Source organism: Alteriqipengyuania halimionae (assembly GCF_009827575.1).
GTDB lineage: Bacteria > Pseudomonadota > Alphaproteobacteria > Sphingomonadales > Sphingomonadaceae > Alteriqipengyuania_A > Alteriqipengyuania_A halimionae.
Genome location: NZ_WTYR01000001.1, coordinates 1,107,001 through 1,122,821, shown reverse-complemented (window position 1 = coordinate 1,122,821; position 15,821 = coordinate 1,107,001). Strand labels below are relative to the sequence as shown.

Here is a 15,821-nt window from a genome sequence, read left to right as displayed (position 1 = left end):
AACTACGGTATAACGGACCCGACGATGTATATATTCTATGATCTGGAAACCACGGGTACTGACGTCGTATTCGATCAAATCTTGCAATTCGGGGCGGTTCTCGTCGACGAGAATCTGATCGAGCGTGACCGGATCGAATGCCGCTGCCGCCTCCTTCCCTGGGTGGTGCCATCACCGAGTGCGCTCCTCGTTACCTCAACTAACGTGAGGCTGCTCGATGACCCGTCGCTTCCAGACTTTTTCACCATGATGCAAAATGTCGCGAAGCGGCTTGAGCAATGGGGGGCTGCCATCTTTGTTGGCTACAACTCAATGCGCTTCGACGAACCACTTCTCCAGCGTGCCTTTTGGCAAGCGCTCCTGCCACCTTACGTAACGGTGACCGGAGGGAACTCCCGCTTCGACCTATTGCCTTTGATTCGAGCAGCCAGTTTACTTCGTCCCGGGTTCTTCACAGTTCCGCGTCGCGAAACCGGCAAAGCGAGTTTCAAACTCGACGCCCTCGCTCCGGCAAACGGCTTTACTGCCCATCACGCTCACGACGCGCTGGGCGATGTCGAGGCCACGCTATTTCTTGCCAAGAAATTGAAGACAGGCTTGCCAGAGCTTTGGGAGCCGCTCGCATCACGCACATCGAAGGCATCCGTTACCAGCCTACTTGCACCTGAGTCGCCGATCTTTTTCCTCGATCATGGTGCGACCTCCACATTTGCTAGTTTTATGCGTATTGACCGAGCGTTGAGCCGACAGTCACATGCTATATTGGCCCGTTTGGAGTTCGACTGGGCTGGTGCGGGAAAGCCGTCTAAGGACAATTCGACTAAGATGCGCAAGGCGCTTCGGCGAATACCGCTTAACAAGGCACCGGTTTTGCTGACTTCGCAGGAAATCCAACTCCTCTCTCATCTTGCACCTTCGACAGAAGAACTCGAGCAAGCCGCTTTCTTATCGAGCAATCCCGAACATTGTCTGGCACTTGCCGAGCTTATGGAACCTCTCGAAACTGCGCAGACGGGAGAGGAAGCTCAGCTGGAGGAGATGATTTTCGAAGATTTTGCAACTCCCCACGATGCTAATCTGATGACCCAATTTCATAGATCCTCATTCTCACAGAAATCTGTGGTTGCTCAATCATTCGATGACCTTCGCTTCCGTCGATTGGCGATACGAATGCTGTTTGTTCAGCATCCTTCTAGCTTGGGCGATCGAGACAAATTGAACATAAGATCGGGAATATCCAATAGACTTGAGGGTGATCCAGAGGGCAAGCATCGGTACCGATCGATATCAGATGCACTCCGCGAGTTAAATGCGGCATCTCAGAGCTTTGCAAGCCATCAAACTGACCCGATAAGGGATTGGTTGGCTAACCGGACTGCTGTCACCCGCTGAAATGTGTGTCGCCCTGCTATGGAACCAACGCGGCACTTGAACAATAGGATTACTCTGTGACCCCATTGGGACCCACGTGAACGCACCTGTTGCCCGATCATCCGTAAGTGCTTGAAAAAATGGTGGACGCACTTGGGCTCGAACCAAGGACCCGCTGATTAAGAGTGCGGCACAGCGGGGTCAACGGGGGTCAATCATGGTCAGTTAGGCGCTCGCGAGTCAGTAAAACCGCGACATTCCAGTCAATCAGCGTCAGCGGAGGGCAGCCAAGGGTGGTAGCCGCTCGGTGCCTGGCGCGGTACTCGAAGGAGAATGTCGCTATGGCCGTGACGAAGCTGACCGAAGCCCGCATCCGAGACCTTGCACTCGGGTCCGGCATCCACAGGGACACCGAGGTGAAGGGCCTGATGGTCATCTGCCACAAGACCACCAAGTCCTATGCCGTGCAGGGGGACGTGAGGCGGAACGGCCGCCACGTCCGCACGGTGCGGGTCAAGATCGACCGGGTCGACAGGATCGGGCTCAGGGACGCCCGCAACCGCGCTCGCGTGCTGATGAGCCAGATACAAAGCGGGGTGGACCCGACCGACGGCCCGGACGAGACGGGCATCACCCTCTCCGGCGCGCTTGAAGCCCACCTGGAGGAGAAGCAGCGGAGGCCGCGGACGGTCGAGGGCTACCGCTACCACCTGGACCACTACCTGAAGAACTGGCGCAATAAGGCCGTGGCCGACATCTCCCGCCAGATGGTCCGTGACATGTTCGCCGACCTGAAGCGGAAGCACGGGGAGCCGACAGCCGCCTCGGTCATGCGGACGCTCAGGGCGGTCATCAACACGGCCATGCGGATCGACGAGAGCCTCGAGGGCAACCCCGTGGCCGCGCTGCGGGTGCCGACCACCCGCAGGCGCAAGGTGGCGCCGCTGGACCTGAGGGAGTGGTGGGGCAAGGTCACGGCGCTGACCCCTGCCAGGCGCGACCTCCACGTTGCGATGCTCTTGACCGGAGCCCGCCGGTCCTCGATCCTGAACGTGCGCAGGGAGGACGTGGACGCCGAGGGCGGGGTCCTGACGCTGACGCACATGAAGACGAGCGACGACCCGCTCAGCCTTCCGATCGGGTGGCGGCTGTCCAAGGTGCTCCACGCCCGGATGGAGGCGGACCGGCCTCTCAATAGCGAGTGGCTCTGGCCTTCGCCGACCAGCCGCAGCGGGCACATCGAGGAGCCGAAGGAGCGAGGCTTGCCAAGCCCGCACGAGTACCGCCACCACGCCCGCACGCTCTACATCCAGGCGGGCGTTGGCTACGCCGAGAGCGCGCTGCTGCTCGGCCAGAAGCTGCCCGGCGCGTCCGGCGGTTATGTACACGCGGAGCATCTCGTCGAGCACCTGAGGAATCATGCTCAGGCGCTCGAAGACCTGGTCTTCGCGGCAGCTCATTCAGGCTTCACCGAGACTTCCGACGGCCGCGTGGTGGACCCGATGGGCTTCACGCCCGCGCTGCCCGCTCCCGAGTGATGGTCCTAGCTACGGTCATTCTCGGTCACTTGGCGCTCCTCTCAGATGGAGGAAGCCGAGTGACCGAACTGACAATAGACGCCATCCGCAAGGTGATTCGCGAAGAGACGAGCAGGCCAGTGAGCCCTTGGCTCGATACGAGCGGCGCCGCCGCGTATCTCGGTTCCACCGCAGGCACGTTGAAGAACTGGCGGGCCGCTGGGATCGGTCCGGCCTACCACATCATGCAAGAGCGACTGGTGCGCTACCACGCGGACGACCTGGATCGCTTCGTGCGAACCGGCGGGCGCTGAGAAGAGGCAGCCGTTTAGCTCAGGTCGCCGCCTCGTCGAGCGGGTCGACCTCATCCATACCGAAGTCATCGAACGGCAGCTTGCCTAGGCGCTTGCTGACGTACGTCTCCAACAGAACATCTTGCGGGAGGAGCAGCTGCGAATTGTGGTGCAGGTGAAGCGCCTGGCGCTGCTCCTTCTCCAAGTCATCCTTGGCCTCAAACTTCACCAAGTGTCCTCGATCGCAGAGGTCGTTGATGATCCGCCCCGTCTCTTGGTTGTTCCCCCCGAGATGCTCCTTCACCGCCTTGACGGTCGGGTGCTCGCCGCTCTGCAGCAAGGCCGTCACCGCATCGTCGACGCGCTTCTCTTTTCCCTCTAGCTTGCGGACGGCAGCCCGCACCTTCCTGTCGGCTTGGCTGCTGATAGCCGGGATGCCGTTCAAGATCGTCCGCTCCTGCCTCTTGCTCGGGTCCCACTCGACAGGGACCGCCACGGTCTTGCTGTGGGTGCCGAAGGCAACCTCTCGAAAATCGGGCGCGAACCTGACCTTGTGGACGCCGAGGTAGCGGTCGTCAGTCGTCTCGTCGTGGAGCAGGTAGGCGGTAAAGTCCGCGTCCGCTTCGAACGCGCCGGACCCGCGGAAGCTGTGCGCGGCAAACTCCGAGCGGGTGATCGCCTTCGCGACGTGCCCGACGATGATCGTGGGCACGCCTGAGGCCTTGAGCGCGGACATCATCTGCCCGACCGCGCGGCTGTCGTTCTCGCTCTCGAGCTCGCAGTTGGCGTTGGCGGTGTCGAGCACCACGATCGGGCGTATCTTGAAGCCGTGCTCATTCTCGTAAGTGAAGCGATCGCCCAGCTTCTTGACGCGGGCGGCCAGGGCCTCCGGTGTTAAGCGCTTGGCTGGGAAGTAGTGCACCCACTTCAAGATCTCGGGAAGCGATGCCGCGCCCGGGTTGCTCGAGAGTGCGCCGATCGCGCTCTTCACCTGCCCCATGTCCTCGCCGACGAACACTACGTGGCGACGGAGCTCGGCGTGCCGGACGGTCCAGTCCTTCGGCGTCACGTGAGCCGCGGTAGCGAGAAGCGGGATGAGGTTGATGGTCTTGCCTGCACCCCAGGCGCCAGCGATGACTCCGACGCCGACCGGCAGGAAGCCGTCGACGACGAACTCGGTGGAGCCCACGAAGTCCTCCAAGGACAGCACTTCGCGCTCATCTCCGTCTTCAGCTGAGGCCCCGAACAGGTCTTCGTGAAAATCCTCGACCGCGCCCGCCGTGTCCGGCTCGAGGCTGACGAGCTTCCCGGCGCCCGCCTTGTTCAGCTCCCTGAAGAGCGTCAGCACTGTCACCACGCGACCGCCCTTGTCGGTGTGGAGGCTGTCCCAGCGGCGACCGACCACATCGCCGTGTTCGGCATATGCGGGGTCCGAAATCGACCACTCGACGAACTCGTCCCGGCCTTCGCCCGCGGTCGCGTGGTGACAGGCCATCATGAGCTCCAGCCAGGGGCCGTGCTCGCGGAAGTCGGATACGTCGAGCAGCTCCAGGGCTCTCGACAGCCACTCCGGCGAATAGCCGCCGCCGCCGTCCGCCGAGGCCCTCACGGGCCGCAGGATCGCGTTCACGAACGTCTCTGGCGCCTCCGGCACGTCTGTGAAGCTGGCGGACACGAGGCGGTAGGGCTTGCGGGTGTCCGGGTGGCTGCTGCCGGGCGCCACGACCTGGCGACCGTGGGCCTTGAACTCGACGCCGGGGTAGGCCTCCAGAGTGTCCAGCACGAGCGTCCCGGCGGGCATCTTCATGTAGACGTGCTTGCCGCCGCTGCCCGTCTCGACGGTAGGGTAGGCGTCGAACGACACGCCCAGGTCTTCCTGAAGGCGGCGGAGCGGATCGTCCCCCTCGGCGAAGTTGCGCGGGTCGACGTCGACCACCAGGTCTCCGTCGCGCAGTCGCACGCCGACGTTCTGCGCGGCGAGGTGCCGGATCGCCTCATCGACTTCCATCGCCGGCTCATCGCGCCAGCCCTTGAACGGCGCCTTGCCGATCGGGCGGCCGTGCGGGTCTAGGGCGTCGGGGGAGTGGAGCCGGATCAGTTCGAATCCGGTGTCGGCCAGCTTGGCCAGCTCGCCGGGCTCGAACTCGAATGCTGGCCCCTTGGCGCCAGCGGCGGCGGTAGTCTCGTTCTCGTCAGACACTTGAAATCCTAACTTGCCATTGGGTCTTGTCGTCTGTCTCGCTTGGTCCCATTCCCATTCCCAAGCACCCCGTCTGCGGTCGAGGCCGGTTGGGCCCCATCGGCGTCATCGCCGGTGGGGCTCTTTCCGTTCTGCGTCCCGCGCGAGCGCAGCAGCGTGGGCCCGAGCGCTGTCATACGGCGAGCGGTTCGCAATATAGTCGTCCAGGTCCGCTCTGCTGTAGCGGACGCGCCAGGTGTCCTCCGATCGCGACCAGGGTGGGCCGCCACGGTCGGACGAGCGCATGCTGGTCAGGCTGTTGATCGTGGAGCCGAGGTACTGGGCTGCCTGTCGGGTGGTGAGGTACTCGTCTTGCATCGTTGGTCCTTTCAGCCGCGTCGCGGGCGTCTTCGACCGGCCTAGGCCTTCTCGGCTCGCAGGCTGAACCAGTGTTTCAATGCTCCAATGTCCTCGCCCCAGGGCGTCCAGTCCCTTGCGGCATTGGCGCCAATCCGAGCGACCGCCCCTCTGGCGCGAGGGCGATACGGAACTAATGGAACTGATGGAGCACTCCACGCGTCCCGGATCGGAGGTGCTTGCTTGGTGGGACAGGCTACCACTCCCTGCCGTTTTCGGGCGCATTCATCAGTTCCGCCTTTAAGTATTGGAACTGAAGAACTAATGACATGAACGCTGTGCGCATAGGGCCTTTTATGGGCCCTTATGCACATAGCTTCATCGGTTCGGCTTGGTCGGAACTGATCCGGAACTGATCGGAACCGATGGAACTGATGAGGTTCATGGGAGCGCCGCGACTGGCGTGTCGGACACCCTCTGGTCAGCCGATCGACCTGCCACCCATCCTCTGTCCGATCGCAAAAGGCGCGCACGCGTGCATTATGCCCGCACACGTGCGCACGCGTGCGCGGCCCACTGATCGAGTGTCAGAAAGTAGACTGCGTGAATGCGTACGAATTCAACAATTTGGCATTTCCACTTCTGTATGAGCACCGCATTGGATACAGAGCAATCCCCCCACTCCCCCCTCAGTAAATTACCAGTGGTATCCAGATGTCAACCCCGAGGACTTTCTATGGCGACCTTTGAAGAAGAAACTTATCGCATTGCTGTAATGTTGGACGCACAGCGAGCCGAAGAGGTGAGAGCAGAAAAAGTAATTGGCCCGCTTCTTAAAGAGGCAGTGGCTTTGATTGAGGATCTCGCCAGGGGATCAGATTATATTGACGTCTACCCCATGGATCGGTCTGACAAGACCCAAGTGATCGCCGTTAATATTATGGGTTTCGGCGTTCTCTCGATAACCTTGCGAGCGAACGTCGGAGGTTTATCGTTGAAGCCGGAGACGCAGTCGCCCTTTGAACTTGGAGACAACTCCGAACGAATGGTCGAGGTCGACAAGCTGGATATCGGCTGGATGCAGATGACTTTGGCCTCCATCCTGAGCTCGGTCTCGAAGATCGAGAATTAAACCACTGGTGTCTCGCGCCCACGCCCGCGCGGCATGTGCCCGCGCATGGCAGGATCACCCAAGAAGCGAGCGAGGCGGGAGAGGGCGGCGGCGATGGCCGACCCGCTGGACGAGGCGGCGCCGCGTCCGCCCCTAAATCCCATCCCCTTCGACGGCGGCCAGCCGACCCCCGAGGCGCTCGACGCGATCGCCGCCGCGCTGTCGGAGGGCTACCCGCGCCACCAGATCGCTCGCGCCCTCGGCACTACAGTGAAGACGCTCAAGCGGATCGTGGACGGCAGCGAGGCGCTGATGGACGCGGTCGAGGCCCGCAAGGACGCCGAGGAGGCGGAGCTGCGCGACATCCTGATGGGCATGGCGAAATCGGGCGACACCGTGGCTGCCATCTTCTTGGGCAAGAGCCAGTACGGCTGGCGCGACCGCGACGACGGCAAGGGCCAGGTAGTGCAGGGCGGCGGCGTCCTGGTCGTCCCCGGCATGGAGAGCCTCGACACTTGGATGGCTCGCGCAGAGGATCAACAGAAGCAGTTCCGGGAGGCACCGGTCGAGGTCACAGACGAGCAGGCAGACCGGGCCGAGAGCGCGAGGCGCGCCAGTCGCCCGCATGAGGGGTCGCCGGGCATCGAGGGGCTGCGGCTGGTCAAGCCGGGGCGTTGATTGCAAGAGCGGTTCATCATCACCAGATAATCAGCCTTTGGAGGCCGTATGATCTGGGAAGCACGAACCGCATTTACCGAGATTGAGGTTGGAACCCGTCTGTGCATTATGGAGCACATGCAGATGGGAGGCGATCCGCCTGGCCGATTGATTGGTGACCATGAAATGCCGATCGAGCTCAACGACAAATGGGTCACTTCTAAGGTTGAGAAGGCCGATGGCGAGAGCGCGACCCTGGAGCTCTGGGATGGGCGGCGCTTCAAGATGTCTAGATCGAAGCCAAACGAACCGGGTTCCGGTATCACCTCGTCAATGCATACTCAGGACTGGGTGATCCGCAAGCAACTGACCGACTGACACCGTATAGGTTGGCGAGGGCGGTAGAAGCCAAGCCGTTTCAGAGCCTTGGCCTTTTTGCTATGGCCTAAGCACCGGCCTGAGCACCGCCGTCCCCGTGTTGAGGCAGTCCGCGGTTCTCCTTTCGCTCCCAGGTCTCGATCAGGAACAGGGCTATCGTACTCGCGGCGTTGAGAGCGAGACGGGCGATGCGAGCGTCCATCCGGCGGAAGCCCTTCTCCCGCCCGTGTGCGTCCCCGCCGTGGGTCCGGAGTGCACCGACCCCCTTGAGCGTGGACGTGAGACCGCCCAGAACCTGCCGTACGTCCTGCTCAATCTCTGGAGGCAAGTCTGTCCGGCCGGGCGAGAGGCCCAAAGGCTCCTGGACTGCCTTCAGTAGCCCGTCGATGTCCTTCCTGGCGGGCAGGGGAAGGCTCATCTCTGTCAGGATCGAGCGACATACCGCCTCGACCAGGGAGCAGGCGGCCGTGACGCAATCCTCCGGGTCTTCAGCTGCGTTCTCGATAGCCCGCGCGACCTCCACCTGGACGGTGTCGAAGTCCAAGACCGCCACTTTGCTGATGAAGGGCTCGACGATCACGCCGCTTCCCTGTCGACCGGTCAGATGCGCCTTGCCTCCCACCACCGTCACCGCGAGACCGTCGGCCTCTAGTGCTCTGTTCAAATGTTCCCGGACGGCCGCAGCCTTCTCCGGTTCGCTCAGATACTCCCTCGGATCGCACACCTTGAGGATGGCTCTCTTGACGAGTTCGTCGCCGTCGGGCCCTGCTGCCATCTGGCGAAGCGCGTCGATCGTGGCCGGGATGCGAGACTGTGAGCCGATGCGCATGTCGAAGCCGCAGTCGAGGAAGAAATGTTCGATCTTCGGACCGGAGCGATAGACCCCGATTGGCGGCGCCATATCATTGCCCGCGCCTCCACTTATCACATCGACGAGTGCCTTGATGACGTAGGGTGAAAATCGGCCGTTCAACTGTACTCTCCTGGCACGCACTGATTAGGGATCAGCGCGGCTGGCAAAGGGATGGCGCTTACCCGCAATGGCTTAGCGCCTCTGCGCCATTCCGAGCACCGCGCCGGGCACCGCTCAAACCTCTTTGCGGACTCGCGCCTCCCTGTCGGTCATCACTTCCGGGTCATCGCGACGAAGCCGCGACCGATACCAAGCAATAGAATCGCGCGTGGTTTGAGCGTGCGGGAACTTGGCGAGCACCCGCTCGAGCACCTCCTCGTTCGTGTGCCCGTTCCGAATCTCCGCCTCGGCGAGTTTCCCGACAGTCTGCCCCCAATGCTCCTTCAGCAAGAAGGTGTTTATCGCCTCTCGCGCCGCTTCGGACACGTTGACGCCGAGGTCCTCCGCGACCTCCTCCAGCCCGGCATATTGGTCACCGCGCATGCTGATAGTTATTCGCTTCTGCATTTTGCTGCTTGACGCATCAGATGTCATCACTTAGCTGCCCTCACCGGTTGTCATCACTCTGATGCTGATCGCAGAAACTGAAAGGAATGGCAAGATGAAGAGCAACGGAATTACCCTGGCGAGCAGCCCGCAGAGCGGAAGCGTCGCGATCACCTACGATGAGCTTGAGGCATCGAACGCGAGGCGGTTCATCACCCTCTATATCGACGCCGGGGTTCCGGAGTACGATAGCGACCTCGACGAAGAGGAGGTGCCGGAGAGCCTCTTGGCTGCCGCAATCGCTTTCAACAGGGCGCTGCAGGTGCTCCACTTCGTGCCGGAGATGACCATCCATTGGCTGATCGACAACGTGCCGGGGGTCCACGACGAGACCGTCCGGCGGTACGCGGAGGAGACGCTCGGCATGGAGCGCGCCGAGGACCCCGTCGAAGCGGCGCGTAGCCGCACCATGGCGCGCCGCGCGGCTGCGGGGCAGCTCGGCAAGGAGGCGCAGCTCGAACAGGCATTGAGCGGAGCGTCGGAGGATTGCGTCGTCAATGCGCTCTATGCCCGCTTTGATGATGTCCGCTTGAAGGAAATGCTCGTCAGGCTTCAGGACCTGATCGACCACAACCGCGGCTTCGATGAGAGCGAAGCCGCCTAACTGCAAATAGGAAAGGCCATCGGGCGGTTTGCACTCCCGCCCAATGGCTTGCCCGCCGCGGCGTCTCCTGAAAACCGCGGCGGGCACCGTTTGCTGGTCCGAAACGCTGACCGACCCGCGCATCCGTCATCTCGTGTCGAGTTCGAAGCGACTGCGCTTCGACCGGGTCCGCAGGTGGCGGGCCGTTCGTCTGGGCTGCGCCTGGGCATGGTCGAAACGTTCAGCTTCGGGCGCGACGCCTGAACCTCGACGGAAAGGAACACCATGCCCAATCCCAGCAAGACGAAGGCGAACCTTGGAGCCGCCTGGATGACCGACAACGACATCCGCGCCGCCCTCGCCAAAATCCATCACAACCGCAACCAGCACGACAACATGGTTCGCAAGGCCCACTCGGACCTGACGCGCCGCCGTCAGCAGCTTGAGAGCTCGCTCGACGGGATCAACAAGCGCGACCGCGACTCGATGGTGACCAAGGCGCTCGCCGGCCACCGCAACGAATTGGCCCGTCAGAGCAAGGACGCGCGGCTGGCCCTGACCCGCGAGCTGTCCGCCCTGGCTGACCGCATTAAGTCCGCAGAGGCGCACTACCGCTCCCCGATGCAGATGCTGATGCGCGACACCCTGGGCGACGAGCGCCGCAGCCGCATCCAGTCCCAGATCGAGCATTCCGGGCCCGTCGAGCTGGCGAGCCTCGCTGAGCTGGCGGCAGCGACCCGCGATAAGGAGTTGGCCGCCGCGCTGTGCGGTCGGGTTCACGGCATGAAGCGCGACGAGCGCCCGTTCAACGCGGGCGAGCTGGCCGACGTGATGTTCGGCGAGCAGCACCGCGAGCTCAGTCAGGCCTTGGTCGAGGCGGAGCGGCGCGTCCTGGAGGCGTTGCAGGCCGACCAGGATTTCGAGACGGGGAAGGGCAGCCCGCACCGCGCCCTCCAGATCGCCATGCTCAAGAAGCGCGAGGCCGAGATCGGCGCCTACGGCGACCCTGCCCCCGACGACGAAGAAGACGCTGACGATGCACCCGCCGCCACCGCGACTGGCGAGGACCGGATCGTCGCGGGTCTGAAGGCTCGCCGCGCACCGGCATCCGAGCCGACCGAGTGAACCCCATACAGCCCGACACACCGACGAAAGGAAACTAGGCCATGGCCGTATTCATTTTCCATCCCGCCAACCACGCCGACCGCCGCGCAGACGGCATCGGCTTCGTGCTCGCGGAGGGCGCCGACGAGGAGGCCGCACGGGCATCGGCCGCAGCGATGATCGGCGCGCCCGGCATCGGTGCTTGGTCCGCCGTGCCGGTTGGCGCGGGCATCGACCCCGTCGCCGTCCAGGGCCTGCCGGTCGGCAAGTCCGGCAATGCCACCTGGCCCGACCGGACGCGCGCCAATCGCGCGCTAAGCGCATGACCGCGGAGCAAGAGGGGGGCCTTCGGGACCTCCTCCACGGTCGCCCGCTGGTCTTCCCGGTCACGGTCTACGGTCTGCTCGGCGGCGACCCGAACGAATTCACCACAGAGGAGTACGTGACGGTCGTCGGCTGGCTGCACAGGCTGGGCTACGAGCGACGCGTTCGCTCCCGCTTCTCGCACGCGCACCTCATGTCGGTATGGGCGCGGGAGGAGGTCTGGCCCGGCGAGGAGCCGGGCGCCGACCGCCCCTACGACGGCATCCCGCTGCGGCGCGACCCGGAGCTGCGGATGACCAGGGAGGAGCGCGAGGACCGGCGCGACAGTAGGCGCCGGTTCAACCGCTACCTCAGCAGCCTGTGACGACGAGACCCATCCGGCACTCCCGGTCGGGCCCATTATCGCTCGAACCCGGTAGCTGCCCAACCGATCTCTGCGCCCTTCAGGTGCATTCGGTGGACATCATACCACGTTCGGCAGTCGGGCGCGCAGGGTAGGTCTGACGGGGCAGAAGCGGAAAGGTCACTGACCTTAAATTGATTGCTGATTGGTCACAACGAAAGCCGCAGCGATGCGGAAAATCGAAGCGTCGAAGCTAAATAGATTGGTCCGAAACAATGCCATTCTCTGCGAGGAAAGCGTGCAAGCCAAGGTACTTTTCGCGATAGGGCTCGTAACGCACGCTCTTGGGGCTGAACTGAAATCCAATCTCTGAAACTTTTTCGCTCGCAAAATCTCCCTCTTCACGGAAAAATAGAGGACTGAGTAGTGTCAATATGATGCCAGCCGACTTCGCGAGCTTGGCCTGTTCTCGCGTGTGGACATTGATAGCAAAGCGCAGTGACCCCACGACAATATCGACGAGGGAGCAGAAATGAGATTGGCCGATGGCTGAGTAGTGGACACCAATCAGATTCCCCAATCGCTTCTCCTTTGAATAGGGTAGACCGGTTATCCCGATGGCCACTTTCTCCCTCAGATGCCCATCGATCAAATTCCCTTCGTCAGTGAAGCGGTCGAGCAAAGCGAGTCCCGTCCCACTCTTTCGATTGAGGTAGCAATCAAAGTGATACAGCACGGCATTCACGCCGTTTCGGCGGGCCTCATGCAAGCCTGTTGTTTTCGCGATATCGTGAAGCACCACGTATGCAAAAAGCCTCGCGCCATGCTCGGCAGCTTTCTTTAAGATCGCTTGCTTGAGTGCGATGAAATCTGCGTGTCCAAGTTCTGGCGGTACAGGATTAAACTTTAGTAGGAAATCGCGAGGCACCCCTGCTCGCTCCCGTACCTCCTCGATTTCACGGGCTAGCGCTCTGGCATTTTCGGGTGGAATGGATACCCCGGCGTAAAGAAGAAAATCACCAGCTCTTTCTTCCATGTTGGATTCGTCGCAATAGAGCAGATACATACTAGTTCGACCCGGTTAACGGTTGCGAGGCTGATCGGTGAGCAAGGAATTGTCTAAGGCCGCCCACAACATCTTGGCTAGATAGGTGCGATAGGGCGCGGCCTTATCGGCTTGGAATTCGGGTTCAATCGATTGCCGAATTATTCTGACCGCTCTTTGAATGCTCCCATCCTCGCTCGGCCAAACATCGGTCATTCCGAAGTGCGAAAGTGCGAGGATGGATGCGGACCAAGACGACAGCCCCCATAGTCTCGTGGCATCTTTCTTCAGTTCATCGTAGGAACATCGCTTCCAAGCCTCAAAGCGCTCGGGCTCTCTCGCATGAGCATCGGCAAATCCTCTGATAGCCTTGGTTTTCGCGGTGCTTAGTCCGGCTGATCGCAGACTTTTGTCCTTGAGCAAATGTGGCCCCTCGATGCCCTCTTCTAGATAGAGCTTCTCCAAACGGCGGTAGATGGTCGCAGCAGCAGCACCGGATAGCATTTGCCCGACGACGATCTTAACAACACTCACCGGAAGAGGCTGGCTCGAGCGCTTTATAACTTCAGGAGGTCCAAGCTCTTCAAAGATCGATAAAAGGGCCGGATAAGCCACGCACATGTGAACGTATGCTTCTCGGGAAAGCTGGGGTGGAAGGCTCTGGTTCATCCTTTGCGATAATCCACGTTCATTGATCCGCTGTAGGTGTACCTTGACATTTGTTCCATATCTGTTCCAGACGTTTCCCCCATCAGTTTTCCACGACATGAGGGCGCCGAACTTTGTCTCACACGTCAGAAATCCGATATGGAGCACCGATGGACCATCTTTATTGCATCGATCTATTCGCCGGAGCAGGCGGCATCTCCATCGGCTTGGAAGAAGCTGGGTTCACCTGCCTATACGCTAACGAAGTCTCCCCCATCTACTCGACAACTTTGGAGAAGGGTCATCCAGACGCTTTTGTGGAGAGAGGCGATATTCGCAAAGTAGATGCAGGATCGGTCAGGCGCGTGCTCCAACTTGAGAAAGGCGATCTCGCGCTCTTGGCCGGCGGTCCTCCGTGTCAGGGCTTCAGTGTGAATGCTCCGGTCCGCTCGACAGATGATGAGCGCAATCATCTTTTTCGCGACTATTTGCGGTTCGTTGAGGAGTTTGAGCCTGCCGCAGTGCTCATTGAGAACGTCCCAGGCATGGTCTCATACGAAAAAGGGCAGACTGTTAAGGAGATTTTGAAGGCGCTCGAAAATCTGGGGTATGATGCTGCGGTACGCATTCTTTATGCACCGCACTACGGTGTCCCACAGATGAGGTGGCGGACAATCTTTTTGGGCAACCGTCTAGGTATCGATCCTCACCACATGTTTCCGTTGCCATCACACTACGCTAAAGGCCGAGCTAACTTCACGAAGTCGCTTGATGGCGTATCCCTAGTCATGAGCGATGATGACGTTCGGGCGAGTGCAGAGCGAGAATTCTTGACAGTTCAAGAGGCGATTGGGGATCTCCCCGCTGCCGTTTCGGATGACGCTCTCGTTTATGCCACGGCTCCACAGAACGCTTTCCAGAGTCATGTGCGCAGGCTCTCTCGGAAGCCGGAAAATCATCAGTCAGCTGGCTTAGGGCCGGCCAACTTGGCACGCCTACCTCACATTCCTCCCGGCGGCTCATGGCGAGATATCCCGTTCGATCTCCTACCAGCAGGTATGAAGCGCGCGAGGCGCTCCGACCATACAAAGAGATACGGTAGACTTCACCCTGAAGGTATCGCGAGCACCATTCTAACGAAGTGTGATCCGCATTGGGGGAGCTATATTCATCCTTCGGAGGATCGGATCATTAGCGTTCGAGAAGCAGCGAGAATTCAAACGTTCCCCGATCATATTCAGTTCTACGGCTCACTAACCGACCAATATAAGCAGGTTGGAAATGCTGTCCCGCCACTGCTTTCGAAGGCCATCGGGGAAAAGGTCCGGGAGGTACTGTTCTCCGACCGAACCGTGTCGACATTTTCCCGATGGCACGAGCCGCAGATGCGAATAGCCGTTTAGAGAATTGATGCCATACGCTCGTCAAGAAGGTCGGCCGCGTTCTCATCGACATTCGAAATGAAAGCCTGAGCGACAGCCACTGCGTCCAGATGCACTGTCCTGACCGGACAGATATCACGAATTTGGCCATCAGGAACGGGATCGGAGATGGAGTAGGTTTTGATACTCAATCGATCACGCGCGGGACCATCAAGCTTGGGAAGGTCTCCGATGACCTCTTCGAATTTCTGATAAACAACCTCGGGGGCGATAAAATAGAAGCCCACACACCGTTCTGTCCCGCGATAGATATTCCCCTTGCGAATGATCTGCGGGATTAGGCGTTTGTGCACGTTGGCCCAATTCAGGCCATGACCTGAATTGTCGATCGCTGAATTGGGAATGTTACCGGTCTCCTTCATTCCCCCATAGGCGGCCCAGTTGTCTCGGTAGTTGCCGGTGATATCAATGCTCTGGACTTCAATCCCGATGAATTCATCGGCGGCGAGGTCCAGCTCGTTCTTATAGAGCTGAATCACCCAATCCATGCTCATTTGGCCATTCGAATTAACGGAGATCTCAGTCCCGGAATTCTGGCCAAACGCCACAGCGGGGCGGGCCTTATTCCGCGCTCGATCACGAAGATCAGTTGTCGTGCCGCCGATAACCAACTCCGTGCCATCTCCCCAAACCTCTTTTGCGAGGTCTTCGAAGATACCGTAATTCTTTTGATAGAGGCGTTTCGGGCAAACAATGACCTCATCGTGCGGCCCGGTCTTCATTCCATTTGTTACCGAGCACACGCCGTAGATGACACTCTGATCATGGTTGGTTTTGGAGCAAGTCCTATCAGTGAAGGGGCAATGCCTCTTTACGAAAGTCTCGCGGGCAATGTCCGAGACGTCATTGGGCCTGTAACCGAACAGTTCGACAATATCTTTGCCTTGAGCTCTCACTCAACAACTCCCCCTCAATTTTCAGACACTTGGTCTAGAGGAGAGGCTGATTGGGCGGCAAGGCCCAATCGGTGTCTATTCGGTTTTTGTCATCAGCGAATCTACAAATCACCC

17 protein-coding genes are annotated in these 15,821 nt (G+C 60.5%); 11 read left to right on the top strand and 6 right to left on the bottom strand.

From position 1 onward, the window contains the following. Positions 1-24: 24 nt before the first annotated feature. The 3 genes from GRI68_RS05470 to GRI68_RS05460 all read left to right on the top strand — a co-directional run bounded on the left by GRI68_RS05470 (position 25) and on the right by GRI68_RS05460 (position 3,202). On the top strand, positions 25-1,392 hold the full coding sequence (locus GRI68_RS05470) for an exonuclease domain-containing protein (RefSeq protein ID WP_160616304.1): 1,368 nt from the start codon (positions 25-27) through the stop codon (positions 1,390-1,392). Positions 1,393-1,712: 320 nt separating this feature from the next. Further along, positions 1,713-2,909, top strand: a complete 1,197-nt coding sequence (locus GRI68_RS05465; RefSeq protein WP_160616303.1) for a tyrosine-type recombinase/integrase — start codon at positions 1,713-1,715, stop codon at positions 2,907-2,909. 59 nt (positions 2,910-2,968) lie between these two features. Further along, a complete protein-coding gene (locus tag GRI68_RS05460; protein ID WP_160616302.1) occupies positions 2,969-3,202 on the top strand; it encodes a helix-turn-helix domain-containing protein in 234 nt (77 codons plus the stop codon). Positions 3,203-3,221: 19 nt separating this feature from the next. Here the strand turns inward: GRI68_RS05460 and GRI68_RS05455 are convergent, their stop codons facing one another. After that, positions 3,222-5,381, bottom strand: coding sequence for a bifunctional DNA primase/polymerase (locus tag GRI68_RS05455; RefSeq protein ID WP_160616301.1), 2,160 nt, complete (start codon positions 5,379-5,381; stop codon positions 3,222-3,224). 1,072 nt (positions 5,382-6,453) lie between these two features. Between GRI68_RS05455 and GRI68_RS05450 the strand changes: the two genes are divergently transcribed. From GRI68_RS05450 to GRI68_RS05440, 3 genes are all read left to right on the top strand, one after another. Next, the gene (locus GRI68_RS05450) at positions 6,454-6,849 is read left to right on the top strand and encodes a hypothetical protein (protein WP_160616300.1); all 396 of its coding nucleotides are present in this window, start codon (positions 6,454-6,456) and stop codon (positions 6,847-6,849) included. A 93-nt stretch (positions 6,850-6,942) separates the two neighbouring features. After that, positions 6,943-7,506, top strand: a complete 564-nt coding sequence (locus tag GRI68_RS05445; RefSeq protein WP_160616299.1) for a hypothetical protein — start codon at positions 6,943-6,945, stop codon at positions 7,504-7,506. Between the two features lie 48 nt (positions 7,507-7,554). Further along, positions 7,555-7,863 carry a hypothetical protein gene (locus GRI68_RS05440; protein ID WP_160616298.1) on the top strand — a complete coding sequence of 103 codons (309 nt, stop codon included), beginning with the start codon at positions 7,555-7,557 and terminating at the stop codon, positions 7,861-7,863. 67 nt (positions 7,864-7,930) lie between these two features. On the opposite strand, the gene GRI68_RS05435 is transcribed toward GRI68_RS05440, so the two are convergent. Continuing rightward, positions 7,931-8,836, bottom strand: a complete 906-nt coding sequence (locus tag GRI68_RS05435; RefSeq protein WP_160616297.1) for an abortive infection family protein — start codon at positions 8,834-8,836, stop codon at positions 7,931-7,933. A 114-nt stretch (positions 8,837-8,950) separates the two neighbouring features. Further along, positions 8,951-9,313, bottom strand: a complete 363-nt coding sequence (locus GRI68_RS05430; RefSeq protein WP_160616296.1) for a ribbon-helix-helix domain-containing protein — start codon at positions 9,311-9,313, stop codon at positions 8,951-8,953. A gap of 31 nt (positions 9,314-9,344) precedes the next feature. On the opposite strand from GRI68_RS05430, the gene GRI68_RS05425 reads away from it, so the two are divergent. The 4 genes from GRI68_RS05425 (at position 9,345) to GRI68_RS05410 (ending at position 11,697) form a co-directional block, all read left to right on the top strand. Beyond that, on the top strand, positions 9,345-9,926 hold the full coding sequence (locus tag GRI68_RS05425; RefSeq protein WP_160616295.1) for a hypothetical protein: 582 nt from the start codon (positions 9,345-9,347) through the stop codon (positions 9,924-9,926). Between the two features lie 264 nt (positions 9,927-10,190). Then, entirely contained in the window at positions 10,191-11,030 is an 840-nt protein-coding gene (locus tag GRI68_RS05420; RefSeq protein ID WP_160616294.1) for a hypothetical protein, read from the top strand. Between the two features lie 41 nt (positions 11,031-11,071). Beyond that, positions 11,072-11,335, top strand: coding sequence for a hypothetical protein (locus tag GRI68_RS05415; protein WP_160616293.1), 264 nt, complete (start codon positions 11,072-11,074; stop codon positions 11,333-11,335). Then, positions 11,332-11,697 carry a hypothetical protein gene (locus tag GRI68_RS05410; RefSeq protein ID WP_160616292.1) on the top strand — a complete coding sequence of 122 codons (366 nt, stop codon included), beginning with the start codon at positions 11,332-11,334 and terminating at the stop codon, positions 11,695-11,697. The genes GRI68_RS05415 and GRI68_RS05410 overlap by 4 nt, the downstream gene beginning before the upstream one ends. A 232-nt stretch (positions 11,698-11,929) precedes the next feature. On the opposite strand, the gene GRI68_RS05405 is transcribed toward GRI68_RS05410, so the two are convergent. Further along, positions 11,930-12,742: a DUF3800 domain-containing protein gene (locus GRI68_RS05405; protein ID WP_160616291.1), complete on the bottom strand. Its 813-nt coding sequence runs from the start codon at positions 12,740-12,742 to the stop codon at positions 11,930-11,932. Positions 12,743-12,757: 15 nt separating this feature from the next. Further along, positions 12,758-13,336: a DNA-3-methyladenine glycosylase family protein gene (locus tag GRI68_RS05400; protein ID WP_160616290.1), complete on the bottom strand. Its 579-nt coding sequence runs from the start codon at positions 13,334-13,336 to the stop codon at positions 12,758-12,760. A gap of 203 nt (positions 13,337-13,539) precedes the next feature. Here GRI68_RS05400 and GRI68_RS05395 point away from each other — a divergent pair, with 203 nt between their 5' ends. Beyond that, a complete protein-coding gene (locus GRI68_RS05395; RefSeq protein WP_160616289.1) occupies positions 13,540-14,772 on the top strand; it encodes a DNA cytosine methyltransferase in 1,233 nt (410 codons plus the stop codon). On the opposite strand, the gene GRI68_RS05390 is transcribed toward GRI68_RS05395, so the two are convergent. After that, positions 14,769-15,707, bottom strand: a complete 939-nt coding sequence (locus GRI68_RS05390) for a NotI family restriction endonuclease (protein ID WP_160616288.1) — start codon at positions 15,705-15,707, stop codon at positions 14,769-14,771. The two genes, GRI68_RS05395 and GRI68_RS05390, sit on opposite strands and share 4 nt — an antisense overlap. Positions 15,708-15,821 lie beyond the last annotated feature (114 nt).

Bases quoted from the DNA above. Each gene is read 5' to 3' on its own strand.
- GRI68_RS05470 (WP_160616304.1), top strand. From the start codon at position 25: ATGTATATATTCTATGATCTGGAAACCACGGGTACTGACGTCGTATTC.
- GRI68_RS05465 (WP_160616303.1), top strand. From the start codon at position 1,713: ATGGCCGTGACGAAGCTGACCGAAGCCCGCATCCGAGACCTTGCACTC.
- GRI68_RS05450 (WP_160616300.1), top strand. From the start codon at position 6,454: ATGGCGACCTTTGAAGAAGAAACTTATCGCATTGCTGTAATGTTGGAC.
- GRI68_RS05445 (WP_160616299.1), top strand. From the start codon at position 6,943: ATGGCCGACCCGCTGGACGAGGCGGCGCCGCGTCCGCCCCTAAATCCC.
- GRI68_RS05440 (WP_160616298.1), top strand. From the start codon at position 7,555: ATGATCTGGGAAGCACGAACCGCATTTACCGAGATTGAGGTTGGAACC.
- GRI68_RS05425 (WP_160616295.1), top strand. From the start codon at position 9,345: ATGCTGATCGCAGAAACTGAAAGGAATGGCAAGATGAAGAGCAACGGA.
- GRI68_RS05420 (WP_160616294.1), top strand. From the start codon at position 10,191: ATGCCCAATCCCAGCAAGACGAAGGCGAACCTTGGAGCCGCCTGGATG.
- GRI68_RS05415 (WP_160616293.1), top strand. From the start codon at position 11,072: ATGGCCGTATTCATTTTCCATCCCGCCAACCACGCCGACCGCCGCGCA.
- GRI68_RS05410 (WP_160616292.1), top strand. From the start codon at position 11,332: ATGACCGCGGAGCAAGAGGGGGGCCTTCGGGACCTCCTCCACGGTCGC.
- GRI68_RS05405 (WP_160616291.1), bottom strand. From the start codon at position 12,742: ATGTATCTGCTCTATTGCGACGAATCCAACATGGAAGAAAGAGCTGGT.
- GRI68_RS05395 (WP_160616289.1), top strand. From the start codon at position 13,540: ATGGACCATCTTTATTGCATCGATCTATTCGCCGGAGCAGGCGGCATC.